The 19,465-nt window shown below is 72.2% G+C and carries 14 protein-coding genes; 9 read left to right on the plus strand and 5 right to left on the minus strand.

The window, feature by feature from the left end; translation table 11 throughout:
* Positions 1 to 51: 51 nt before the first annotated feature.
* Positions 52 to 1,197, minus strand: a complete 1,146-nt coding sequence (locus tag ABZ406_RS18745) for a glycosyltransferase family 1 protein (RefSeq protein WP_357762928.1) — start codon at positions 1,195 to 1,197, stop codon at positions 52 to 54.
* Between the two features lie 154 nt (positions 1,198 to 1,351).
* Here ABZ406_RS18745 and ABZ406_RS18750 point away from each other — a divergent pair, with 154 nt between their 5' ends.
* Complete coding sequence (locus ABZ406_RS18750; RefSeq protein ID WP_357762931.1) at positions 1,352 to 2,041, plus strand: TIGR03089 family protein; 690 nt, start codon at positions 1,352 to 1,354, stop codon at positions 2,039 to 2,041.
* A 175-nt stretch (positions 2,042 to 2,216) separates the two neighbouring features.
* Here the strand turns inward: ABZ406_RS18750 and ABZ406_RS18755 are convergent, their stop codons facing one another.
* The gene (locus tag ABZ406_RS18755; protein WP_357762934.1) at positions 2,217 to 4,214 is read right to left on the minus strand and encodes an acetoacetate--CoA ligase; all 1,998 of its coding nucleotides are present in this window, start codon (positions 4,212 to 4,214) and stop codon (positions 2,217 to 2,219) included.
* A gap of 143 nt (positions 4,215 to 4,357) precedes the next feature.
* Positions 4,358 to 4,876, minus strand: a complete 519-nt coding sequence (locus ABZ406_RS18760; RefSeq protein WP_357762937.1) for a hotdog domain-containing protein — start codon at positions 4,874 to 4,876, stop codon at positions 4,358 to 4,360.
* A gap of 23 nt (positions 4,877 to 4,899) precedes the next feature.
* Between ABZ406_RS18760 and ABZ406_RS18765 the strand changes: the two genes are divergently transcribed.
* On the plus strand, positions 4,900 to 5,571 hold the full coding sequence (locus ABZ406_RS18765; RefSeq protein ID WP_357762940.1) for a hypothetical protein: 672 nt from the start codon (positions 4,900 to 4,902) through the stop codon (positions 5,569 to 5,571).
* 49 nt (positions 5,572 to 5,620) lie between these two features.
* Here the strand turns inward: ABZ406_RS18765 and ABZ406_RS18770 are convergent, their stop codons facing one another.
* On the minus strand, positions 5,621 to 6,907 hold the full coding sequence (locus tag ABZ406_RS18770) for a multidrug effflux MFS transporter (RefSeq protein ID WP_357762943.1): 1,287 nt from the start codon (positions 6,905 to 6,907) through the stop codon (positions 5,621 to 5,623).
* A gap of 255 nt (positions 6,908 to 7,162) precedes the next feature.
* Here ABZ406_RS18770 and ABZ406_RS18775 point away from each other — a divergent pair, with 255 nt between their 5' ends.
* Genes ABZ406_RS18775 through ABZ406_RS18795 form a run of 5 tightly spaced genes read left to right on the plus strand, consistent with a single transcriptional unit; the run spans position 7,163 to position 11,342 of the window.
* Positions 7,163 to 7,714 (plus strand): RNA polymerase sigma factor, encoded by a 552-nt coding sequence (locus tag ABZ406_RS18775; RefSeq protein ID WP_357762946.1) that lies wholly within the window; start codon positions 7,163 to 7,165, stop codon positions 7,712 to 7,714.
* The gene (locus ABZ406_RS18780) at positions 7,711 to 8,511 is read left to right on the plus strand and encodes a zf-HC2 domain-containing protein (protein ID WP_357762949.1); all 801 of its coding nucleotides are present in this window, start codon (positions 7,711 to 7,713) and stop codon (positions 8,509 to 8,511) included. Before ABZ406_RS18775 ends, ABZ406_RS18780 begins: the two co-directional genes overlap by 4 nt.
* Positions 8,512 to 8,548: 37 nt before the next feature.
* A complete protein-coding gene (locus ABZ406_RS18785; RefSeq protein WP_357763349.1) occupies positions 8,549 to 9,349 on the plus strand; it encodes an ABC transporter ATP-binding protein in 801 nt (266 codons plus the stop codon).
* Complete coding sequence (locus tag ABZ406_RS18790; protein WP_357762952.1) at positions 9,346 to 10,731, plus strand: hypothetical protein; 1,386 nt, start codon at positions 9,346 to 9,348, stop codon at positions 10,729 to 10,731. Before ABZ406_RS18785 ends, ABZ406_RS18790 begins: the two co-directional genes overlap by 4 nt.
* The gene (locus ABZ406_RS18795) at positions 10,728 to 11,342 is read left to right on the plus strand and encodes a hypothetical protein (RefSeq protein WP_357762955.1); all 615 of its coding nucleotides are present in this window, start codon (positions 10,728 to 10,730) and stop codon (positions 11,340 to 11,342) included. Before ABZ406_RS18790 ends, ABZ406_RS18795 begins: the two co-directional genes overlap by 4 nt.
* Before the next feature lie 39 nt (positions 11,343 to 11,381).
* Here the strand turns inward: ABZ406_RS18795 and ABZ406_RS18800 are convergent, their stop codons facing one another.
* Complete coding sequence (locus ABZ406_RS18800; protein ID WP_357762958.1) at positions 11,382 to 12,548, minus strand: acyl-CoA dehydrogenase family protein; 1,167 nt, start codon at positions 12,546 to 12,548, stop codon at positions 11,382 to 11,384.
* Between the two features lie 252 nt (positions 12,549 to 12,800).
* Between ABZ406_RS18800 and ABZ406_RS18805 the strand changes: the two genes are divergently transcribed.
* Positions 12,801 to 14,228, plus strand: coding sequence for a UDP-glucose/GDP-mannose dehydrogenase family protein (locus ABZ406_RS18805; RefSeq protein WP_357762961.1), 1,428 nt, complete (start codon positions 12,801 to 12,803; stop codon positions 14,226 to 14,228).
* A 150-nt stretch (positions 14,229 to 14,378) separates the two neighbouring features.
* Complete coding sequence (locus ABZ406_RS18810; RefSeq protein WP_357762963.1) at positions 14,379 to 19,277, plus strand: permease; 4,899 nt, start codon at positions 14,379 to 14,381, stop codon at positions 19,275 to 19,277.
* The last annotated feature ends 188 nt before the right edge of the window (positions 19,278 to 19,465 follow it).

Genomic DNA, 19,465 nt, shown 5'->3' on the forward strand with positions numbered 1-19,465 from the left:
CCCGACGTGCCGGCCGGAAGTGGCACGGGTCACCAGCAGCGGCACGGAGGGTCAGGAGCGGGCGCGACTCCAGGCGGAGATGTGCACCTCGGCGCTGGACTCCCAGGTGAACTCCTTGGCCCTGTCGAATCCCGCCTTCGCCAGCGACAACCGCCGGTGCTCGTCGTCGAGCAGGGCGGCCAGGTCCGCGGCGATCTGCTCCGGGTCCTCGGAGGTGTACGCGACCGCGTCACCGCCCACCTCGGGCAGCGAGAGACGGGGCGTGGTCAGCACCGGAGCGGCGCACGCCATCGCCTCCAGGATCGGCAGCCCGAACCCCTCGCCGTACGACGGGTACGCGGCGACCAGGGCGCCGCCCAGGAAGCCCGGCAGGTCGGCGTAGCGCAGGTAGCCGGGACGCAGCAGACGCAGGTGCGACGGAACCTCGGCCACCGCCCGGTCGATGTCGTCGTCGTGCCCCTGCCCACCGGCGATCACCAGGGCCGGTGGGTCGACCCGGTCGGCCACCGCCCGCGCCCACCCACGGATCAGGTTGGGCACGTTCTTGCGTGGCTCCTTGGCGCCGAGGAAGGCGACGTAGCTGCTGTTGCCCAGCCCCAGACGCGCACGCACCCGGGCCTTCTCCTCCTCGGTGGGAGCGTGGAAGGCAGCCTGGTCGACGCCGTGGTAGGCCACGTCGATGCGGGTCGGGTCGGCGTCGAGCAGCCGGATCAGCTCGTCGCGGGTGGCCTTGCTGGGGACGATCACCCGGTTGGCGCGCCGCATCGAGGTCTTGATGGCGCTGCGGAAGAACGTGCGGCGGGACTTGTCGTAGTGCTCCGGCTCGGTGAAGAACGTCGCGTCGTGCACGGTGACGGTGACCGGCACACCGGCCCGCAGCGGGCAGGTGTAGAACGGCGAGTGCAGCACGTGCGCGCCGACCTGCTGGGCGAGCAGCGGCAGGCCGGTCTGCTCCCAGGCGAGCCGGGCCGGACGGTGCGCCACGGCGGCCGGAGCGGGGATGATCTCCGCGCCGGGCAGCATGCGGGTGTAACGCTCCAGGTCGGTGCGGAGACTGACCACCGCCAACTCCACCCCCGACCCGCACACCTTGCCGAGGGCACCGAGCAGACCGTCGACGTATCGACCGACACCACCACGGTCGGCGGGGACACTCGTGGCGTCGATGAGCACGCGGGGCGGGCGACCGGCGGTCACGGGGCGACTCCTTGTAATGACGGATCTGTGGGAAACAACACTCCGGGGGTCAAGCCTACGCCGGGGCGCGGGGCCGACGCTGACTGCGACCCGACGGTACGCCGACTTGTCATCGTCATCGAGTACGGCCCGCACTGGCGTATCGTTCGCGCCGATGGCCGACAACATTGCCCGGGTGTTCGCCGACGCGATCGCGAGCGACCCGACCCGACCGCTGCTCACCTGGTACGACGACTCCACCGGCGACCGCACCGAACTCTCCGGCGCCACGCTTGCCAACTGGGTGGCGAAGACCGCCAATCTTCTCGTCGACGAGGTCGGCCTCGCGCCGGGCACCCCGGCCGGGGTGCTGCTGCCTCCACACTGGCAGACCGCGGCGGTGCTGCTGGGTTGCTGGTCGGCGAAGCTGAGCGTGGTCGACGCGCCGGGCGACGTGGGGGTGCTCTTCGCCGCCGCCGACCGGTTCGACGAGGCGCAGTCCTGGTCCGCCGACGAGCGGTACGCCCTCGGGCTGGCCCCACTCGCCGCCCCGCTCCGGCAGGTGCCGCCCGGGTTCGCCGACTACGTCGTCGAGGTACGCGGCCACGGTGACCACTTCAGACCGCAATCCGGCCCGGGCCCCACTGACGCGCACCTGCTGGACCGTGCCGAGGCCCGCGCCACCGAGTTGGGCATCCTTCCCGGCGCCCGGGTCCTCGTCGACGCCGCCCGGCACCCCGACCCGGTCGACTGGCTGCTGGCCCCGCTGACCCGGGCCGCCACCATCGTCCTCTGCGCCAACCAGGACCCAGCCCGCCTGACCAACAGGCTGACGGCAGAAAAAGTAACCCACCCCCTCCCGTAACCCGCCCGGCCCGGCCCGCCCCGCCCCGGCCCGACCCCACTCCGTCGATCTTGCAGTTTCGGTTGCCGCTATACGTGGATTGCCCGATATGCCGCGACAGAAAGTGCAAGATCGACGGGCTGAGGCGGGCGGGGACGGGGGCGGGTGGGTGGGGGTGGGTGGGGGCGGGTGGGGGTCAGGTTTGGGGGCGGGACTTGGCGAAGGTGGCGAAGGCGGTCAGGGACTCGGGGTTGGCCAGGGCGCCCTTGGCCGCCGCCTGGTCCACCGGGGTGCCGGTGAGGATCTTCTTGACCGGCACCTCCAGCTTCTTCGCGGAGAGGGTGCGGGGCACCGAACGCACCTGGTGGATCTCGTCGGGCACGTGCCGGGGTGAGAGGGCCGTCCGCAGCTCACGGCAGATCTTCGCGCGCATCGGGTCGTCCAACTCCAGACCCTCGGCCAGCACCACGAAGAGCAGCAGCTCACCGGCGCCGCCCTCGTCGTCCTCCAAGTGAACGACCACCGAGTCGAGCACCTCGTCGAGCCCTTCGACCACCGAGTAGAACTCGGCGGTGCCCAGGCGCACCCCGCCGCGGTTGAGGGTGGCGTCGGAGCGCCCGGTGATCACGCAGCCGCCGCGCTCGTTGATGGTGATCCAGTCACCGTGCCGCCAGACGCCCGGGTAGACATCGAAGTACGCCTCGCGGTAGCGGGTGCCGTCGGGGTCGTTCCAGAAGCCCACCGGCATGCTCGGCATCGGTTCGGTGATCACCAGTTCGCCCAGTTCACCGATGACCGGGGTGCCGTCGGCGGAACGGGCATCCACCTTGGCGCCCAACGCCCGGCAGGCGATCTCACCGGCGTACACCGGCAGCAGCGGCACCCCGCCGACGAAGCCGGTGCACACGTCGGTGCCACCGGAGAGCGACTGGAGTTGGAGCTGGTCGCCGACGGTCTCGTACACCCAGCGGAAGCCCTCGGCGGGCAGCGGCGCGCCGGTCGAACCCACGCCGCGCAGCGCCGACAGGTCGGCGACCTCCCGGGGGACCAGACCGGCCTTGCGGCAGGCCAGCAGGTACGGCGCGGAGGTGCCGAAGTATGTGGTGCCGGTCTCCGCCGCCAGCCGCCACAGCCCGCCGAGGTCAGGCTCAGCCGGCTGGCCGGGCTCCGCCCGGACCGCGGGGTTGCCGTCGAAGAGCACGATTGCCGCACCCACCGCCGGGCCGGAGACCAGGAAGTTCCACATCATCCAGCCGGTGGTGGTGAACCAGAAGAACCGGTCGGCCGGGCCTAGGTCGTGGTGCAGGGCGAGCATCTTCAGGTGTTCCAGCAGGATGCCGCCGTGGCCGTGCACGATCGGCTTCGGCAGCCCGGTGGTGCCCGAGGAGTAGAGCACGTAGAGCGGGTGGTCGAACGGCACCGGCGTGAACGTCGACGGCTCGTCGGTGGGCGCGGCCAGCTCGGCCCAGCTCAGCGCGCCCTCGGGAGCGGGGCCGGTCGGATCGAGGTAGCCGATGCTGACGGTGTGCCGCAACGACGGCAGGGCGGCCCGGATCGCGGCGACCTCGGCACGCCGGTCCACCGGCTTGTCGCCGTACCGGTAGCCGTCGACGGCGACGAGCACTGTCGGTGCGATCTGCTGCCAGCGGTCGGTGACGCTGCGGGTGCCGAACTCCGGCGCGCAGGACGAGAAGATCGCGCCGAGGCTGGCGGTGGCCAGCAGCAGGACGTACGTCTCGGCGATGTTCGGGGCGTACGCCGCCACCCGGTCACCGGCGGTGACGCCGAGCCGGCGCAGCCCGGCCGACACCCGGCGGACCTGCTCGCGCAGTTCTCCGGCGGTGAGCGTGGCCGGAGCCCGGGTCTGCCCGTGGGAGATCACCACCGGGTCGTCGTCGGCCCGCCCCGGCATCCGCAGCACGTTCTCGGCGTAGTTGAGCGTCGCGCCGGGGAACCACCGGGCGCCGGGCATCTCCCGCTCGGCCAGGGTGGCGGTCGGCGGGGTGTGCGCGATCACCTCGAAGTGGTCCCAGATCGAGCTCCAGAACCCGTCCAGGTCGGTGGTGGACCAGCGCCACAGGGCGTCGTAGTCGGCGAAGTCCAACCCGCGGTGCTCCCGCAGCCAGCGCAGGTAGGCGCCGATCCGGGACCGCTCGCGTACGTCCGCCGGCGGCGCCCACAGCATGTCACCCACTGCTCCACCCTCCCCCTGGCCCGACACGACACTGTGACTGGGCCGTGGCGCCATCTTGCCCTACCTCGAAGCGCCATTCTGCGCACCGGGTAGGCCCACCGACGCGTGCCCGTCCCACACTCCACCCCGCCATCCCATGTGGGTCAGCCCGCTCGGTGGGCCTGGATGGCACGGCGGCGGGCGAGGCGGTGCTCCCGGCGGATCTCCGCCTCCCGGTAGCGGCGTTCGTCCTCCGCCGTCTCCGGCAGCACCGGGCGGACCGACCTCGGCGCCCCACCCACGTCGACGCCGACGAACACCAGGTACGCGGTGGCCACCCGGACCGGCGCGTCCTCGGCCGAGTCCCACCGCTCGGCCACCACCCGCACGCCCACCTCCATCGAGGTCTGGCCGGTCCAGTTGACCTGTGCGTGCGCGTGCACGAGGTCGCCGACCCGGACCGCCTCGGAGAAGACGATCTCGTCGATCGCCGCTGTCACGGCGGTTCCGCCGCTGTGTCGCGCGGCGGCGGCACCGGCCACGTCGTCGACGAACTTCATCAGGACGCCGCCGTGCACGGTGCCGTAGAGGTTCACATCCACCGCCGTCATGATCTTGCTGAGAGTGACGCGCGAGTACGACGTCGGCTTGCCGTTCGGAGGGGCGGAGAGGTGCTCAGTCATGGCGAAAACGGTACGGTGCGCGGATGCGACATCTCTGGAGCTTCCTCGCCGGGCTGGTGGTGGCGCCCATCACCTGGGTGCTCGTCACACTGGGGCAGGACGGGTCGAGCCGGACGGTCGACCGCTGGGTGGAGACCGGCACGTTCAACACCGCCAACCTCATTGAGCCGGCTGTCTACCTCGGTGTCGGCGGTGTCCTGCTGGGCCTGCTCGGCACGCTGCGCTTCTCGCCGCTGGGCCCGTTGGTGGCCGGAGCGCTGCTGGTCACCCCGTATGTCGGGATGTTCGTGGCGCCCTTCACGGTGCGGGACGCGATCCCGCACGAGTGGAAGGTTTTCGGCGACCCGCTGCCGCTGCGGCTGCCCGTGGAGAACGGCACGCTCTTCCTGATCGGCCTGCTGCTGCTGATGGCGACGTTCAGCCAACAGCGGTGGCGGCAGTGGCCGACGCCGAAGACCGAGCCGGCCACGGCACCCACCCCGGCGTCGGACGGAGGCCCTCGCGACGACGACTTCACGATGACCGACTGGCCGACCCCCGCGCCCGCCGAGCGCGACACCGCGCCCCTCACTCTGGGTTACCCGGCGGACTCGACACCCACCGAACCGTTGCCCCGCCGGGTGGGCGGCGAGTCACCCTGGTCCGCCCCGCCGCGTGGTCAGCCGCGCCCCGAGGACACCACCGAGATCCGCTGATCGTCGGGGCGGGCTGGTCGACCGGCCCGCCCCTCTCGTTCCTTCCGGGCTAGTGCGGCGCCAGCGCCAGGTCCGTGTCGACAGTGCCGAGAGTGGCGCGGGGCACGACGAGGAGCATGACGATCAGCGCGGCGGCCATGCCGCCCGCGATGACGATCGCCATCGGCACACTTCCGGTGCCGAACAGACCGGCCAGTGGCGCCGACACCGCGCCGATCCCGAACTGCACAGCGCCGAGCATCGCCGCGGCGGTGCCAGCGGCCTCACTGTGCCGGCTCATGGCCAACGCCGGAGCGTTCGGCAGAGCGAGGCCGGCGGCGGCCAGAACCAGCCACAGTGACGCGAGCAGGGTGCTCAGGCCACCGATGCCGGTCGCCGCGAACATGACCAGCAGCAGACCGGCCGCCGTGCCGGCGATCAGGGCACTGACCAGGATCTGCTGCGGGGTGTAGCGGCGCAGCAGCCGCACGTTGAACTGGGTGGCCCCGATCAGACCCACCGCACCGGCCCCGAAGGCGATACCGAACTGCTGCTCGTCCAGGCCGTACTCCTGCTGGAGCACGAACGACGAACCTGAGACGTACGCGAACAGGGCCGCCATCGCCAGGCCGGCGACCAGCACCAGGCCGACGAACGCCCGATCGTTGACCAGCCCTCGGTAGTCGCGCAGTGTGGCGCGCACCCCGCCGTGCCGCCGACGCGCCACCGGAAGGGTCTCCGGAAGCCGGAACGCGGCCACCACGATCAGCAGCGCGCCCAGCACCGCAAGCGCCGCGAAGACGCCCCGCCAGTCGGTCCAGCCCAGCAGGCCACTGCCCAGCGTCGGAGCGAGGATGGGCGCCAGACCCATGACGAGCATCAGCCGGGAGAAGATCCGGGCGAAGGACGCCCCGCTGAACAGGTCGCGGACCACCGCCGTCGCGACCACTGTGGCGGCCGCGACGCCGAGCCCCTGGAGTACGCGCAACCCGCCGAGCACCTCGATGTTGGGTGCGAAGACACACAGCACGGAGGCCACGATGTGCGCGGCCAGCCCGGCCAGCAGTGGAATCCGCCGGCCGACCACGTCGGAGAGCGGGCCGATCAGCAACTGGCCCAACGCGAGGCCGACAAGCGTGCCGGTCAGCGTCAACTGGACAGCGGTCTCGGTGGTCTGCAGGCCCGCCGTGATGGCCGGCAGCGCAGGCAGGTACATGTCGATCGTCAACGGCCCGATCGCGATCAGGGCGCCCAGCACGAGGACGAGCTGCGCCCGCTGGCGGTTGGTCATCAGGTCGCCGGGCAGCACCTCTGGCGCGACGGCGGGGTCGGTCTTCTCCACCAACTGCTTCATCATCTCGATCTCTCTGGGGAAGCCGGTGCGTCGTCACGAGCGGCGGCGCGGCGTGGACATGACGAGGCAGGGGTCGTGACGGGGGTGGCCGGGCACGCGCGATCATCCGAGGGTGGCCCTCTCGCTCGGCAACACGTCGGTGCCGGGTGACGTTCCCGTTGTGTGGGGAGTCACGCTGCCCCAGCCGGCCGACCTGAACGTGACCGACCTCACACCACAATCGAAACCGGGGCCGAGGTACGGGTCGTCTTGCCTGGTGTGAAACGAAGTCTGGACGGGCTCGACGAGGGTGAATTGCTTCGCCGCGTCGCCCGAGGCGACCGGCTCGCGTTCGACGCGTTGTATCGGCGTACCGCACCCTGGCTGACCGCGCGACTGCGACGGCGCTGCGCCGACGAGGACGTGGTAGCCGAGGTGTTGCAGGAGACGTACCTGGCGGTCTGGCGATCCGCCGGCAGCCAGGCACAGTCTTCCACGTCCGGCAGCGCAGTGGGATGGCTGTGGACGATCGCCGCGCACCGGCTGATCGACGCGTTCCGCCACCGGGCCCGACGGGAGCGGGTTCCGCCGGTGCAGACCTTCGAGACCGTAGCCCCGGCGGCCGAGGACGAGGCGCTGGCCGACGGAATGGACGCCAACCTGGAGCGGGCCCTGCACGCGCTGCCAGCGGAGCTGCGCCAGGTGCTGCGCGCGATGGTCCTCGACGGGTTGACCGCGCGGGAGACCGCACTGCTGCTCGGCATGCCGGAAGGGACCGTGAAGACCCGGGCCCGACGGGCCCGAATCGCCCTCCGGGAGGCGCTGTCATGACCACTCACCCGACGCCCACCCTCATCTCCCGGTACGCCTCCGGTGACGCCGGCGTCGACGAGACGACCATCTGGGCGGTCGAGGCGCACCTGGAGAGCTGCGCCGCCTGCCGCACCGTGCTGACCGACGCCGTCGACCCGGGCACCCGGGACCTACTGGACCGGGTGGCGGACGGCATCGCCACCGCAATCGCCACCGGCCCTCCTCCGGTACGCCGAACCCGGCTGCGACGCACCGGGGTCGCCGCACGGATCCTGCCCTGGCTGGTCACCGCCACCGGGCTGATGCTTGCCGCCGCCCTGTTCGAGTGGACCTTCGACAGCCTGCCGTCGCTGGTACTGCTAGTCGCGCCGGTGGCGCCGCTGCTGCCGGTGGCCGCAGTCTGGAGCCGGCGTGTCGACCCGGCCTGGGAACTGACGGCCACCATGCCCCGCACCGGCCTACCACTGCTGATGCGCCGCACGCTGGGGGTGCTGACGGCGGTCATCCCGGTGCTGGCGGTAACGGGCTGGTTCACCGGGCACTCCCCTGGGCTCTGGTTGCTGCCAGTGCTGGGCTTCACCGCCGGCACCTTGGCGCTGGGCACGGTGCTGGGGGTCGACCGCGCCGCGGTCGCGTTGGCGATCGCCTGGTGCGCCGGCGTCGTGGCACCGAGCCTCGCCGACGGGCGACTCCCGGCGATCCTCACCGACAGCAGCCTGCCCGGGTGGGCGCTCACCACCGTGGCGTTGACGGCCGTCGTGCTCGTGCGAACCCGACGACGGCCGCACCAACCCCACCAGAACCTCATGCACTGATGACGCCATCGAATCAGGGCCGAATGGAGAGATCATGATGCGTACGGTCAGCGTGGCGGAGACCGCGCCGTCCACCTATCCGTGGGTGGTGCACACCGAGAAGTTGCAGGTCCGAGCCGGCCGACACCTCGCGGTCAACGAGCTGGACCTGAGGTTGGGCACCGGCGTGCACGGCCTGCTCGGCCCCAACGGCGCCGGAAAGACGACGTTGATGCGAGCACTCGCCACAGTGCTCAAGCCCGCCGGGGGGCGGCTGACCCTGCTCGGCGGCGAAGTCACCGGCGACGCCGACCTGCGTGCGGTACGCCGAGGCCTTGGCTACCTGCCGCAGCACTTCGGCTTCTACCCACGCTTCACGGTCCGGGAATTCGTCGAGTACATCGCCTGGCTCAAGGAGATGCCGAAAGCCGCAATCCCTGGCGCCGTGCAGCGGGCCGTCGATCGGGTGGGCCTGACCGACCGCGCCGACTCCCGAATGAAGACGCTCTCCGGTGGGATGCTGCGCCGCGCCGGCATCGCCCAGGCGATCGTCAACGACCCGGCGGTGCTGCTGCTCGACGAGCCGACGGTCGGGCTGGACCCGGAGCAACGCCTCGACTTCCGCGAGCTGCTGCGGGAGATCGGCCTGGACAGCTGCGTACTCGTCTCCACCCACCTGGTCGAGGACGTCGCGGTGGCCTGCTCCGACGTGGTGCTGATCAGTGAGGGCCGGCTGGTGTGGCAGGGCACCACCGGGCAGTTGACCGAACAGGGTGGTGCCGGCGACGCCGGCGACAGCGCCACCGAACGCGGCTACTCGTCGCTGCTGCGTGCCTACCGTGGGCGGGTGTCGGCATGACCGCACGCATCCTGCGCATCGAGCTGCGCCGCACGGCGGCGCTGGGCATCGCGATGTTGATGCTGGTGACCGGCGCAGCGCTGCTGCTGTCGGCCACCCCGTCCTTCGCCGGGCGGTGGATGCAGCTCGCGGTGATGGCCCGGTCGATGCTGATGGTGCTGCTGCCGCTCGCGCTGGCCGGTGGGGCGTGGATGGGGCAGCGCGACGCGCGCTACCGCGTCAACGAGCTGTTGGCCAGCACCGTCCGACCACGGTGGCAGCGCGTCATTCCCACCGCCAGCGCCCTCGCGATCTCCGTGGTGACCGCGTACCTCCTGATTTTTCTCATCGCTGCCGGATGGGTGGTGCCCACCTCGGGATACTTCCCGAGCGCGACAATCCTCGTCACCGCGGTCGGCGTCCCGGCGCTGATCGCCGCGGGCTGGCTGGGCATGGCAGCCGGCCGGGCCGTACCCCGGGTGATCACCGCACCGATCCTCGCCGTGCTCGGGTTCGCCCTGGTGGGGTTGGCGCCGGAGCTGGCCAGTTCGCCCGCGATGGACACGGACCTCGCCTACTTCCGACCGGAACCGGCAGCGGTGCTACTCATACCCACCTTCACCGGCCTGGACGACTTCCAGACGATCGCGACGTCGGTCAGCCTGCTCCAGGCGCTGTGGCTGGCGTCCCTCGCCGCGACCGGTCTGCTGCTGCTGGGCGCGAGCCGGCGCCGTGCCATCGCCTACGCGGTGCTCCCGGCGGTGCTCGGCGTCACTGTCGCCCTACCGCTCCTGCCCGTCGGCGGAGCCCGCGGGGCGGCAGTCGTCGACCCGGTCGCCATCGAGCTGGTCTGCGACAGCGACGGCCCACAGGTCTGCGTGACACGGGCGCACACTGCCCTGCTGCCCGCCGTCGTCGGCCCCGCCCGCCAGGCGCTCGCCATGATGGCGGCGAAGCTGCCCAACGCACCCGTCCGGGCGGTGGAGACCCGACAGGTCAGCTTCTGGGCGAGGCTGGACCCGCACGCCGTACCGGCCCGGCACTCGCCCGACACATTCGTCTTCGACACTCCCAGTTTCGACCACGTCGGGCACGCCGACCTGTCCGGTGACTACTTCCTGCCGTCCCTGTTGCAGGCCGCCTGGCAGCAGGAGTGCGGCGAACGACCCATTCGCGGCGAGGTGTACCGGGCCCGGATGGTCGCCGCCGCCTGGCTGACCGGCCGACCACCGACCCCGCCCGGATGGGCGCCTGATGAGGTGGCGCAGATGCAGAGCACGTACCAGGCATTCGTGAGCCTGCCGGAGGCCGAGCAACGACGTCGGATGGCAGCGGCCCGTGAGAGCGCCCTGGCCTGCCGGGACGACGAGCTGGTGACGATCCTGCCGACGGACCAACAGTGAGGTGGCTTCGACTGCACCTACGCTCGCGCCGGATCCCGCTCGCCCTGACCACAGTGACCACCTCGATCGCGTTGGCCTGGGCGCTGTCCCTGGCCTACACCGACTCGGCGACCATCAACGCCCGCACGGCCAGCCTCACCATCATGCTGGCGGCCGTCGCGGTCGGCACCACCCTCACCGGTGCCGACGACGCGCTCGACCGCAGCATGGCGATCAACTGGCCGGTACGCCGCGCCGGGCACCTACTGCTCGCCGCTGCCGTGATCACCGCGCTGCTGTCGCTCAGCACGATCACCGACACCCGCTACGAGCCGTTCGCCCTCGTGCTGCGCAACACCACAGGGCTACTCGGGCTCACCGCGCTCGGCGCCACCCTGCTGGGTGCCGCCCTGGCCTGGATCGCCCCGACGACCTGGACCCTCATCGCGGTACTACCGTCGATGGGGCCCAGCCAGGATCTGAAGATGCAGGTGGCCGGCTGGCTGGTCCAGCCCGCCGGCACCACCGCCGCCACCGTCTGCGCTGTCACCCTGGCCGCGACCGGTCTGCTCGCGTACGCCCTGCGGGGTTGCCCGTTGCGGCCCGCCAACGAAACGGTCTCCGACCGCTGAAGGGCCTCCGGTGCTCCGAGTCTGGAGCACCGGAACGCCCTAGCCGACGTCGGCGAGCAGTTGTCGCGCCATGACGATTCGCTGCACCTGGTTGGTGCCCTCGTAGATTTGCGTGATCTTGGCGTCCCGCATCATCCGCTCGACCGGGTAGTCCCTGGTGTAGCCGTAGCCACCGAGCAACTGCACCGCATCCGTGGTGATCTCCATGGCGGCGTCCGAGGCGAAGCACTTCGCGGCCGCGCCGAAGTAGGTGAGATCGTCGTCGCCACGCTCCGACTTGCCGGCGGCCGCGTACGTGAGCTGCCGGGCCGCCTCCAGCTTCATGCCCATGTCGGCGAGCATGAACTGGATGCCCTGGAACTCGGCGACCGCCTTGCCGAACTGCCGACGCTCGGCCACGTACCCCTTGGCGTAGTCGAGTGCGCCCTGCGCGATCCCGACGGCCTGCGCGGCGATGGTGACCCGGGTGTGGTCCAGGGTCTTCATCGCGGTGCCAAAGCCGGTGCCCTCCGCGCCGATCAACCGGTCGGCCGGGATCCGCACGTTGTCGAGGTAGACCTCGCGGGTGGGCGAGCCCTTGATGCCGAGCTTCTTCTCCGGCGCGCCGAAGCTCACCCCGGGATCGGACTTCTCGACCACGAAGGCCGAGATGCCCCGGGACCGGGCGGCCGGGTCGGTGACGGCGAAGACCGTGTAGAACTCGGACACGCCGGCGTTCGTGATCCAGCGCTTCACACCGTTGAGCACCCAGTGATCCCCGTCACGAATCGCCCTGGTGGTCATCGACGCCGCGTCGCTGCCCGCCTCCGGCTCGGAGAGGCAGTAGGAGAACATCGCCGCACCGGCCGCGACAGGCGTCAGGTAGCGACTCTTGAGCTCGGCGGAACCGGACAACAACAGCGGCATCGTGCCGAGCTTGTTCACCGCCGGGATCAGCGAGGAGGACGCGCAGGCACGGGCCACCTCTTCGATGACGATGGCCGTGGCCAGGGCATCCGCACCCGCGCCGCCGTACTCCTCGGGGATGTGCGGGGCGTGGAAGTCGGCCGCCCGCAGCGCGTCGTAGGACGCCTTGGGAAACTCGCCGGTCTCGTCGGCCTCCGCGGCGTGCGGAGCGACCTTCGCGGCGCAGATCTCACGCATCGCCGCCCGGATCGCCTCGTGCTCCTCGGGCAACCGGTAGACGTCGAACTCCCCTGCGGCCATCTCGGCCCTCCCCTTCACCACTATCATGCGCAGTCTGTGACGACTCCTGACCGCCGACCGCGCAGACTGAAGACTAGCTACTGCAGTTCAGGTGATGTTACCGGCGCGTAGGTATGGGCAAAGATGGTGCACCCGACGCGCTGGGCGATGATGGAGACCGAGACAGAGAGCCACCCCTCCGGTGCCCCGCCCAGGCGCCGCAGCAGAATGCGACGCGACGACGCGACGCCAGTGCGAGCGGAGAAGACAGGCGTGACGATCCCCTACCCCACCATCCAGCCGAGCCCCGCCATCGCCGCGGTGACACCGCCCTCAGGTGCACCCCGGCCGCGGGTGACGTTCCTGGGGACTGGTTACCTCGGTGCGACGTACGCCATCTGCTACGCCGAACTGGGGTACGAGGTACTCGGGTTCGACGTCGACGCGGACAAGATCGCCATGCTGAACGCCGGTCAGGTGCCGATCCACGAGCCCGGCCTGGACGAGCTGCTCCGGCGCAACCTGGCCGCCGGCCGCCTCCGGTTCAGCACCGACATCGCCGAGACCGCCGAGTTCGGCGACGTGCACTTCATCTGCGTCGGCACCCCCCAGCGGGCCGACGGCATGGGCGCCGACCTGTCGTACGTCGAGGCGTCGGTCACCAGCCTCGCGCAGCACCTGACCCGCAAGGCGTTGATCGTCGGTAAGTCCACCGTGCCGGTCGGCACCGCCGAGTGGGTCGAACAGCTCGTCGGTAAGCACACCCCCGACGACCTGGACGTCGAGGTGGCCTGGAGCCCGGAGTTCCTCCAGGAGGGCTTTGCCGTCGACGACGTCCTGCGACCCAACCGGATCGTGGTCGGCGTCAAGAGCGAGTGGGCCAACGGCATGCTCTACGCCGCCCACAAGGGCGTGTTCGACCTGGCCGCCACGGAGGACCGCGAGGTGCCCCTGGTGGTCACCGACTTCTCCACCGCCGAGCTGGTGAAGGTCGCCGCGAACGCCTTCCTCGCCACCAAGATCTCCTTCATCAACGCGATGGCCGAGGTCTGCGAGGCGTCCGGCGGCGACGTCACCCAACTGGCCCGCGCGATCGGTTACGACCCGCGGATCGGCAACCGGTTCCTCCAGGCCGGCCTCGGCTTCGGAGGCGCCTGCCTGCCGAAGGACATCAGGGCCTTCCAGGCCCGCGCCCAGGAGCTGGGCGCCGGTGAGGCGCTGCGCTTCCTGCACGAGGTCGACCTGATCAACCTCCGTCGGCGTACCCGGGTGCTCCAGCTCGCCGCGGACCTGCTCGGCCGCCGCTCCGGCCCGGCCGGCCCGGACTTCTCCGGCACCCGCATCGCCGTGCTCGGTGCCACCTTCAAGCCCAACACCGACGACGTCCGCGACGCCCCGGCGCTCGCCGTCGCCGCACTGTTGCAGAAGGCCGGCGCCGACGTGCACGTGTACGACCCGCAGGGCACCGAGAACGCCCGCCGCGCGGTTCCCGAGTTGACCTACGAGGGCAGCATCAACGATGCGGTGAGCGACGCCGACCTGGTCTGCGTCCTCACCGAGTGGGCCGACTTCCGCAACGCCGACCCGGTCGCCCTCGGCGAGTTGGTCAAGGGCCGCAAGGTCGTCGACGGCCGCAACTGCCTCGACCCGGCACTGTGGACCCAGGCGGGCTGGGAGTACCGGGGCATGGGACGCCCCTGACGAAACCGACACCCACCGGCCGGTCATCGAGCATCTCGATGGCCGGCCGATGTCGTTGTTTGTGCCGGACCCGCCGACATGAGTCGAAATCCGCGCCAGCTTTGGGCATGCTGCGACAGTGGGAGTCCACAGTGCGGGTGGAGGGGTGTCGTGGCGACCTTTCAATGCTCCTCGTGCGGCCGGGAGATCAAGCCGGCCGTCCGATGCCCCCACTGTGGGGCAGATCAACCACAGTGGGTCGAGCACCTGGGCGACATCGAGCGTTCGATAGCGGAGATGAAGGCGCGCGACGCCGCCATCGCGCGTGAGCAGCGGCAGATCGCCGCCAAGATGCAGGCGGCGCTCTTCCAGCGGGACATCCTCGCCCACGCCGGCGAGGAGCGGATCAAGCAGGCCACCAGGCCACGCCGTGTGCTTCGCCGCCGTCCCGGCCGGCGACCACCCACCGCCACCATGGGAGCGCCGCCCCGGGTGCCCCGCCAGGGCACCCCGCCCGCGCCGGAGGACCCGCCGCCGCCCCCGCCCCGAGCCGTCTGGCTGGACGTGGACGACCCGGAGCACCCGCCGGAGGCGTCCTCGCGTGAGGTGCAGAACATCCCCCTCGGGCTGGGCGCGCTGCTGCTCGGCGTCGCCGCCGTGGTCTTCGCCGCAGTGGCCACCAGCTCGATGGACGCGCTGGCCCGGCTCGGCATCCTGCTCCTGGCCACCGTGCTGATGCTGCTCGCCCCACCGGCACTGGCCCGGCGCGGGCTCACCTCGACCGCCGAGACCATCGCCGCGGTCGGCCTGCTGCTGGTGCCACTCGCCGGCAACGCCCTCTGGGCGGTGGACCGGATCGGCACCGGCAGCGGGTCCGGCACCGTCTTCGCCGGGGTGATCTTCGCGGTCACCGCCGCCGTCGCCTTCGGGTACGCCGCCTGGACGGGTCTGCGCGCGCCCCGCTTCGCCACAGTGCTCGCCGCGCAGCCGGTGCTGCCCCTGCTCGCGTACGACCAGGTCTCGGGTCCGGGCGGCTGGGCGCTGGTGCTGGCCCTGGTCGCCCTGGTCAACCTCGGCCTGGCCCGCTCAGGTGTGACTCTCGAGCGCCTCCCCCGGGAGGACCTGCCATCACCGGCCGCGCCGTCCCCCGCGCCGCGCCAACGTGACGACGAGAGCCGGCCGGAGGGCGCCCCGGAGGAGGCCGGCGAGCTCATCGACGCCGGAGCGGGCCGCAGCGACCCACAGCCGACCCGCCCGGTGCCGGGCCTGCGTGAGCTGACCTGGCTGCTGCACGCTCTCGCGGTCGCCGTCTCGCTCGCGTACGCGGTCACCGCCCTGCTGCGGGCCGAGACGGTGCCGACCGCTACCGGCGCCGGGATGGTGCTGCTGCTGGCCGCCGTGACCGGGCTTGCCGGCGCGCTGGTGCTGCGCCGCCCGCCACTGCCCGACGTGGCGGCCGGCATCGTCACCCTGGCCGTGATCGGCGCGCTCAGCCGAATCGTCTCGGTGGCGCTCCCCGGCCGGGCGCTGCTGCTGATCGCGGCGGTCATCACGGTGACCGGGCTGGCAGTGCGCGCGGTCCCGGAGGCAGCACGACGCGGCCCACAGATCGCCTCCGCGGTGGCACTGACCGTCAGCGGCCTGGTGGTCGCCGGCGGCGCGCTACGCGCCGGAGTGGCACCGGTCCGGGCGGCGCTGCCCGCCTGGAATCCTGACCTCGGCCGGTACCAGGGCGAACTGGCCGCCGCCGTCGGGCCGACCACCTGGCAGCTCGCGGGTGCCGCGTTCCTGCTCACCATCGCGGCCGTGCTGGCCCTGCCCACCGAGATCCGTCGGGAGTTCGCGGTCGCCGGCGCGGCACTGACCGCTCTCGCCGTCCCGGCCTCGTTCGGTCTCGGCTGGGCGACGGCACCCTGGCCCATGGTGGTCGCCGCGATCGGCATCGGGATCATCGGGCTCTCCGCCCGCAGCGACCGGGCCGCGCTGGCGCACGCCATCGGTGCGGCAGTGGTCGGCCTGTTCGGCGCGGGTGCCAGCCTGGCCAGCCCCACCCTCACGGCCGCGGTCCTGATCACCCTGTTCGTGGCTGGCACGCTCGTCGCGCTGGCGCCCCGGATCCGGATCGCCTCGGCCGCCTCCGACACGGTCACCGCCTGGGCCGCCGGTGGTGCCGCGTTCGCGCTGCCCGGAGCGGTGGCCGCCTTCGTGGCCGCCACCATGCCGAGCGACCCGACCCTCACCCCGGCGAGCCTCCGCGAGGTGACCGTCCCGATCCTGGCGGCCAGCTTCCTGGCGGTCTGCGCGACCCTCGGCTACGCCGCCGTCGTGCAGGTCTCCCAGCGCCACATCCCCGCCCCGCTGTCGGTGGGCACCGGGCTGGGCGCACTGATCGTCACCGCCGCCGCGTTCGGCGCACCCGGCGCGACAGTCGCCGACGCCTGGGTCGGCGCGCTGCTGCTGGTCGCGGCGGTGCTGCTCTTCCTGGCCCCCTCCATCGACGCCGGCCGGCGCGCCGACCTCACCCTCGACGGCTCGGACCTGGCCGCCGCGGCGGTCACCACCGCCCTGATCGCCACCCTGGTACGGATCGGGGCGGTCCTCGCCCCCGGCGGGCAACTGGCGGCGGCCGCCGCCCTGCTCCTGGTGGTCGCCGTGGCCGCCCGCAGCATGCCGGAGGAGTGGCGGCGCGGTCCGATCCTCGGCCTCACCGTCGGCGGCGCCCTGATCGGCGTCCTCGCCGCTTGGACGGCGGTACGCGGCGGCGTCGGCGTGCTGGCCACGCCCGGCCCGATCTGGCAGGGCGACCTGAGCGGCTGGCCGGCCGCCCCCGTCGGCGGTGCCACCTGGCAGGCGCCGGTCGCGTTGGCGCTGCTGGCCCTCGCCGCCGGCATCCTGCTCCCGCCGCCCTGGCGTTGGGACGTGTCCGGGGTGGCGGTGGTGCTCGCCACGATCGCCGCGCCGGCCGCGTTCGACCTGGCGTGGTGGTCGCCGGTCCTGGTCGGCGGGATGGTGGCCACCGTGTTCGGCATGGCAGCGGTGGCCACGGAGGAGGCTCGCGCCGGGCTGTCCCGGGCCACCGTCGCCGGGGTCGTCGCGCTGCACGCCGCCGGGGCCGGACTGGTCCGCCCGTGGACCACGGCCCTGGCGCTGGGCAGCATCGCTCTGATCGGCGTGGTGGTGGCCATGCTGGCCCGCGTCCTCGCCGGCCCACAGGTCACCGACATCGACACCGAGGGAATGCCGCCACACCTGGCGCAGATCGGCGGCGCGGCGATCGGTGCCGCCCTGCTGGCCCTCCCCGGTGCGGTGGCGGCCCTTGCCGCCGAGTTCGAACACTCGGCGCAGGTGGTGTTGACAGCGGCGCTGGCGGCGACCAGCCTCGGCCTGGCCGCCGTCGCGGCCGTCCGCCGGCAGGTGCCGCAATATCTGCCCTGGGTCAGCGTGGCGGTGGTCGGCGGGGCCACCATCAGCGCCCTCGCCGCCATCCCCACCGGCCTCGCCGCCGGCGTCTACGCGGCCGCCGCCGCCCTGCTCGGCGTACTGGCCGAACTGATCCGCGCGGCCACCGTGCCACCCACCGGCGCTGCCCAGCCGGTCCGGCGTTGGGCGGTACGACTCGACGGCGCCCTCCGGCGGCTGCCGGACGACCCGGAGCGCCGGCGCTGGCGCGTCAACCCCGCCGCCGGTGCGCTGGCCGCGGCGGCCCTTCCCACCGCCCTGGCGCTCGTCTCGATCGCACCCGCGCTGGTCACCGCGCTGGTCGAGCCGCACCGCACCCTGACCCGGATCTGGCAGGGCCCGCCGCCGGAACTGCTCACCCCGCCACCGGACGTGGTCAACCCGACCCACGTACTGACCGCGCTGCTGCTCACCGCCACCGCCGCGCTGGCCGCCACCGGCTTCAGCGGCGGGCGGCGGTCTCGGGCCGTCCCGGTGGTGCTGCCGGGGGCGGCCGTCACGCTGCTGATCGCACCCATCGCGCTCGGCCAGGGCTGGCCCGCCAGCACCGTCGCCGCGCTGTCCGTCTTCACCATCGCGATGCTCGGTCTCGCCCTGACCCCACCGCCGCCGATCGTCGAACGGGCCCGCTCACTACGGCTGGCCCGGGTGCTGGTGTTCGCCATCGGTCTCGCCGGTGGCAGCGCCGGCCTCGCCGGCAGCCTCGCCGACCGGCAGATGACCCTGTTCACCCTCGGCAGCGCGGTCGCGGTGGGCGCGGTGGCGGCACTGTTCGGCACCACCCAACGGGCACGCATCCTCGGCTGGCTCTTCGCCTCCCTCATGGCGCAACTCTTCGTGCTCACCGTCGGCCTGGTCGCCGGGGTGGCGGCCGTCTGGTCCGCGTTCGGGGTGCTGGCCGTCGGCGCGGTCCTTCAGGTGCTCGCCGCGACCCTCCCCCGGCTGCGCCGCCCCGAGGCGCAACGGGAAGCCTCCACAGTGGAATGGACCGGGTACGCTGCCGCGCTCATCGCCCTCGCCCTCGCCTTCGACTCACCCCGCCACATCGCCGCCCTGCTGGCCGCCTGGGGCGCTGTCCTCGGGGTGGCGGCAACCCGACCCGGCCGCCGGCCGGTGGAACGCCGGATCCTGTTCTGGGCGGTGGTGGTCTGCGAGATCACCGCGTGGTGGATCCTGATGCGGGTCGCCGACGTGGCGCTGCCCGAGGCGTACACGCTGCCGTTCGCGGCACTGGCCCTCCTCGTCGGCGTCCTGGAACTACGCCACCGACCCGACATGAGCAGTTGGGTGGCGTACGGGCCGGCACTGGTAGCAGCCTTCGTGCCGACGCTGGCCATCGTGCTGGCCACCGAGTCCAGCACGCTGCGGCAGATGCTGCTGCTACTCGGCGCGGTCGCCGTGCTGATCTTCGGGTCGTCCAGTCGGCAGCAGGCGCCAGTGATCGTCGGCGCCTCGGTCACCGCCATCGCGGCGATCCACGCCCTGTTCAGCCTGGGCCCATGGCTGGTACTGATCCCGGTGGGCATCCTGCTGCTGGTCCTCGGCGCGAGCAACGAACGCCGCCGCCGAGCCCAGGAACGCCTACAGACGGCCCTCCGCGGCATGAGATGAATCGGAGGGCCCTGCGGCGTTAGTGAGTGGGCGCGGCTCGTGGGGGCGAGTTCGCGTCTGCGTGTGCGTGTGCGTGTACAGCGGGGCGTGTGCGTCAACCAACCGTGGGCGCGAGTGCGTCGACGTGTGCGTCGATCATGGAGTTGTGGTGGGGAATATAAACCGCGAATGCCCTCATCTCGGGCACC

Source organism: Micromonospora sp. NPDC005710 (genome assembly GCF_040630995.1).
Taxonomy (GTDB): Bacteria; Actinomycetota; Actinomycetes; order Mycobacteriales; family Micromonosporaceae; genus Micromonospora.

Bases quoted from the DNA above. Each gene is read 5' to 3' on its own strand.
- ABZ406_RS18750 (WP_357762931.1), top strand. From the start codon at position 1,352: ATGGCCGACAACATTGCCCGGGTGTTCGCCGACGCGATCGCGAGCGAC.
- ABZ406_RS18760 (WP_357762937.1), bottom strand. From the start codon at position 4,876: ATGACTGAGCACCTCTCCGCCCCTCCGAACGGCAAGCCGACGTCGTAC.
- ABZ406_RS18765 (WP_357762940.1), top strand. From the start codon at position 4,900: ATGCGACATCTCTGGAGCTTCCTCGCCGGGCTGGTGGTGGCGCCCATC.
- ABZ406_RS18770 (WP_357762943.1), bottom strand. From the start codon at position 6,907: ATGATGAAGCAGTTGGTGGAGAAGACCGACCCCGCCGTCGCGCCAGAG.
- ABZ406_RS18780 (WP_357762949.1), top strand. From the start codon at position 7,711: ATGACCACTCACCCGACGCCCACCCTCATCTCCCGGTACGCCTCCGGT.
- ABZ406_RS18785 (WP_357763349.1), top strand. From the start codon at position 8,549: ATGCGTACGGTCAGCGTGGCGGAGACCGCGCCGTCCACCTATCCGTGG.
- ABZ406_RS18790 (WP_357762952.1), top strand. From the start codon at position 9,346: ATGACCGCACGCATCCTGCGCATCGAGCTGCGCCGCACGGCGGCGCTG.
- ABZ406_RS18800 (WP_357762958.1), bottom strand. From the start codon at position 12,548: ATGGCCGCAGGGGAGTTCGACGTCTACCGGTTGCCCGAGGAGCACGAG.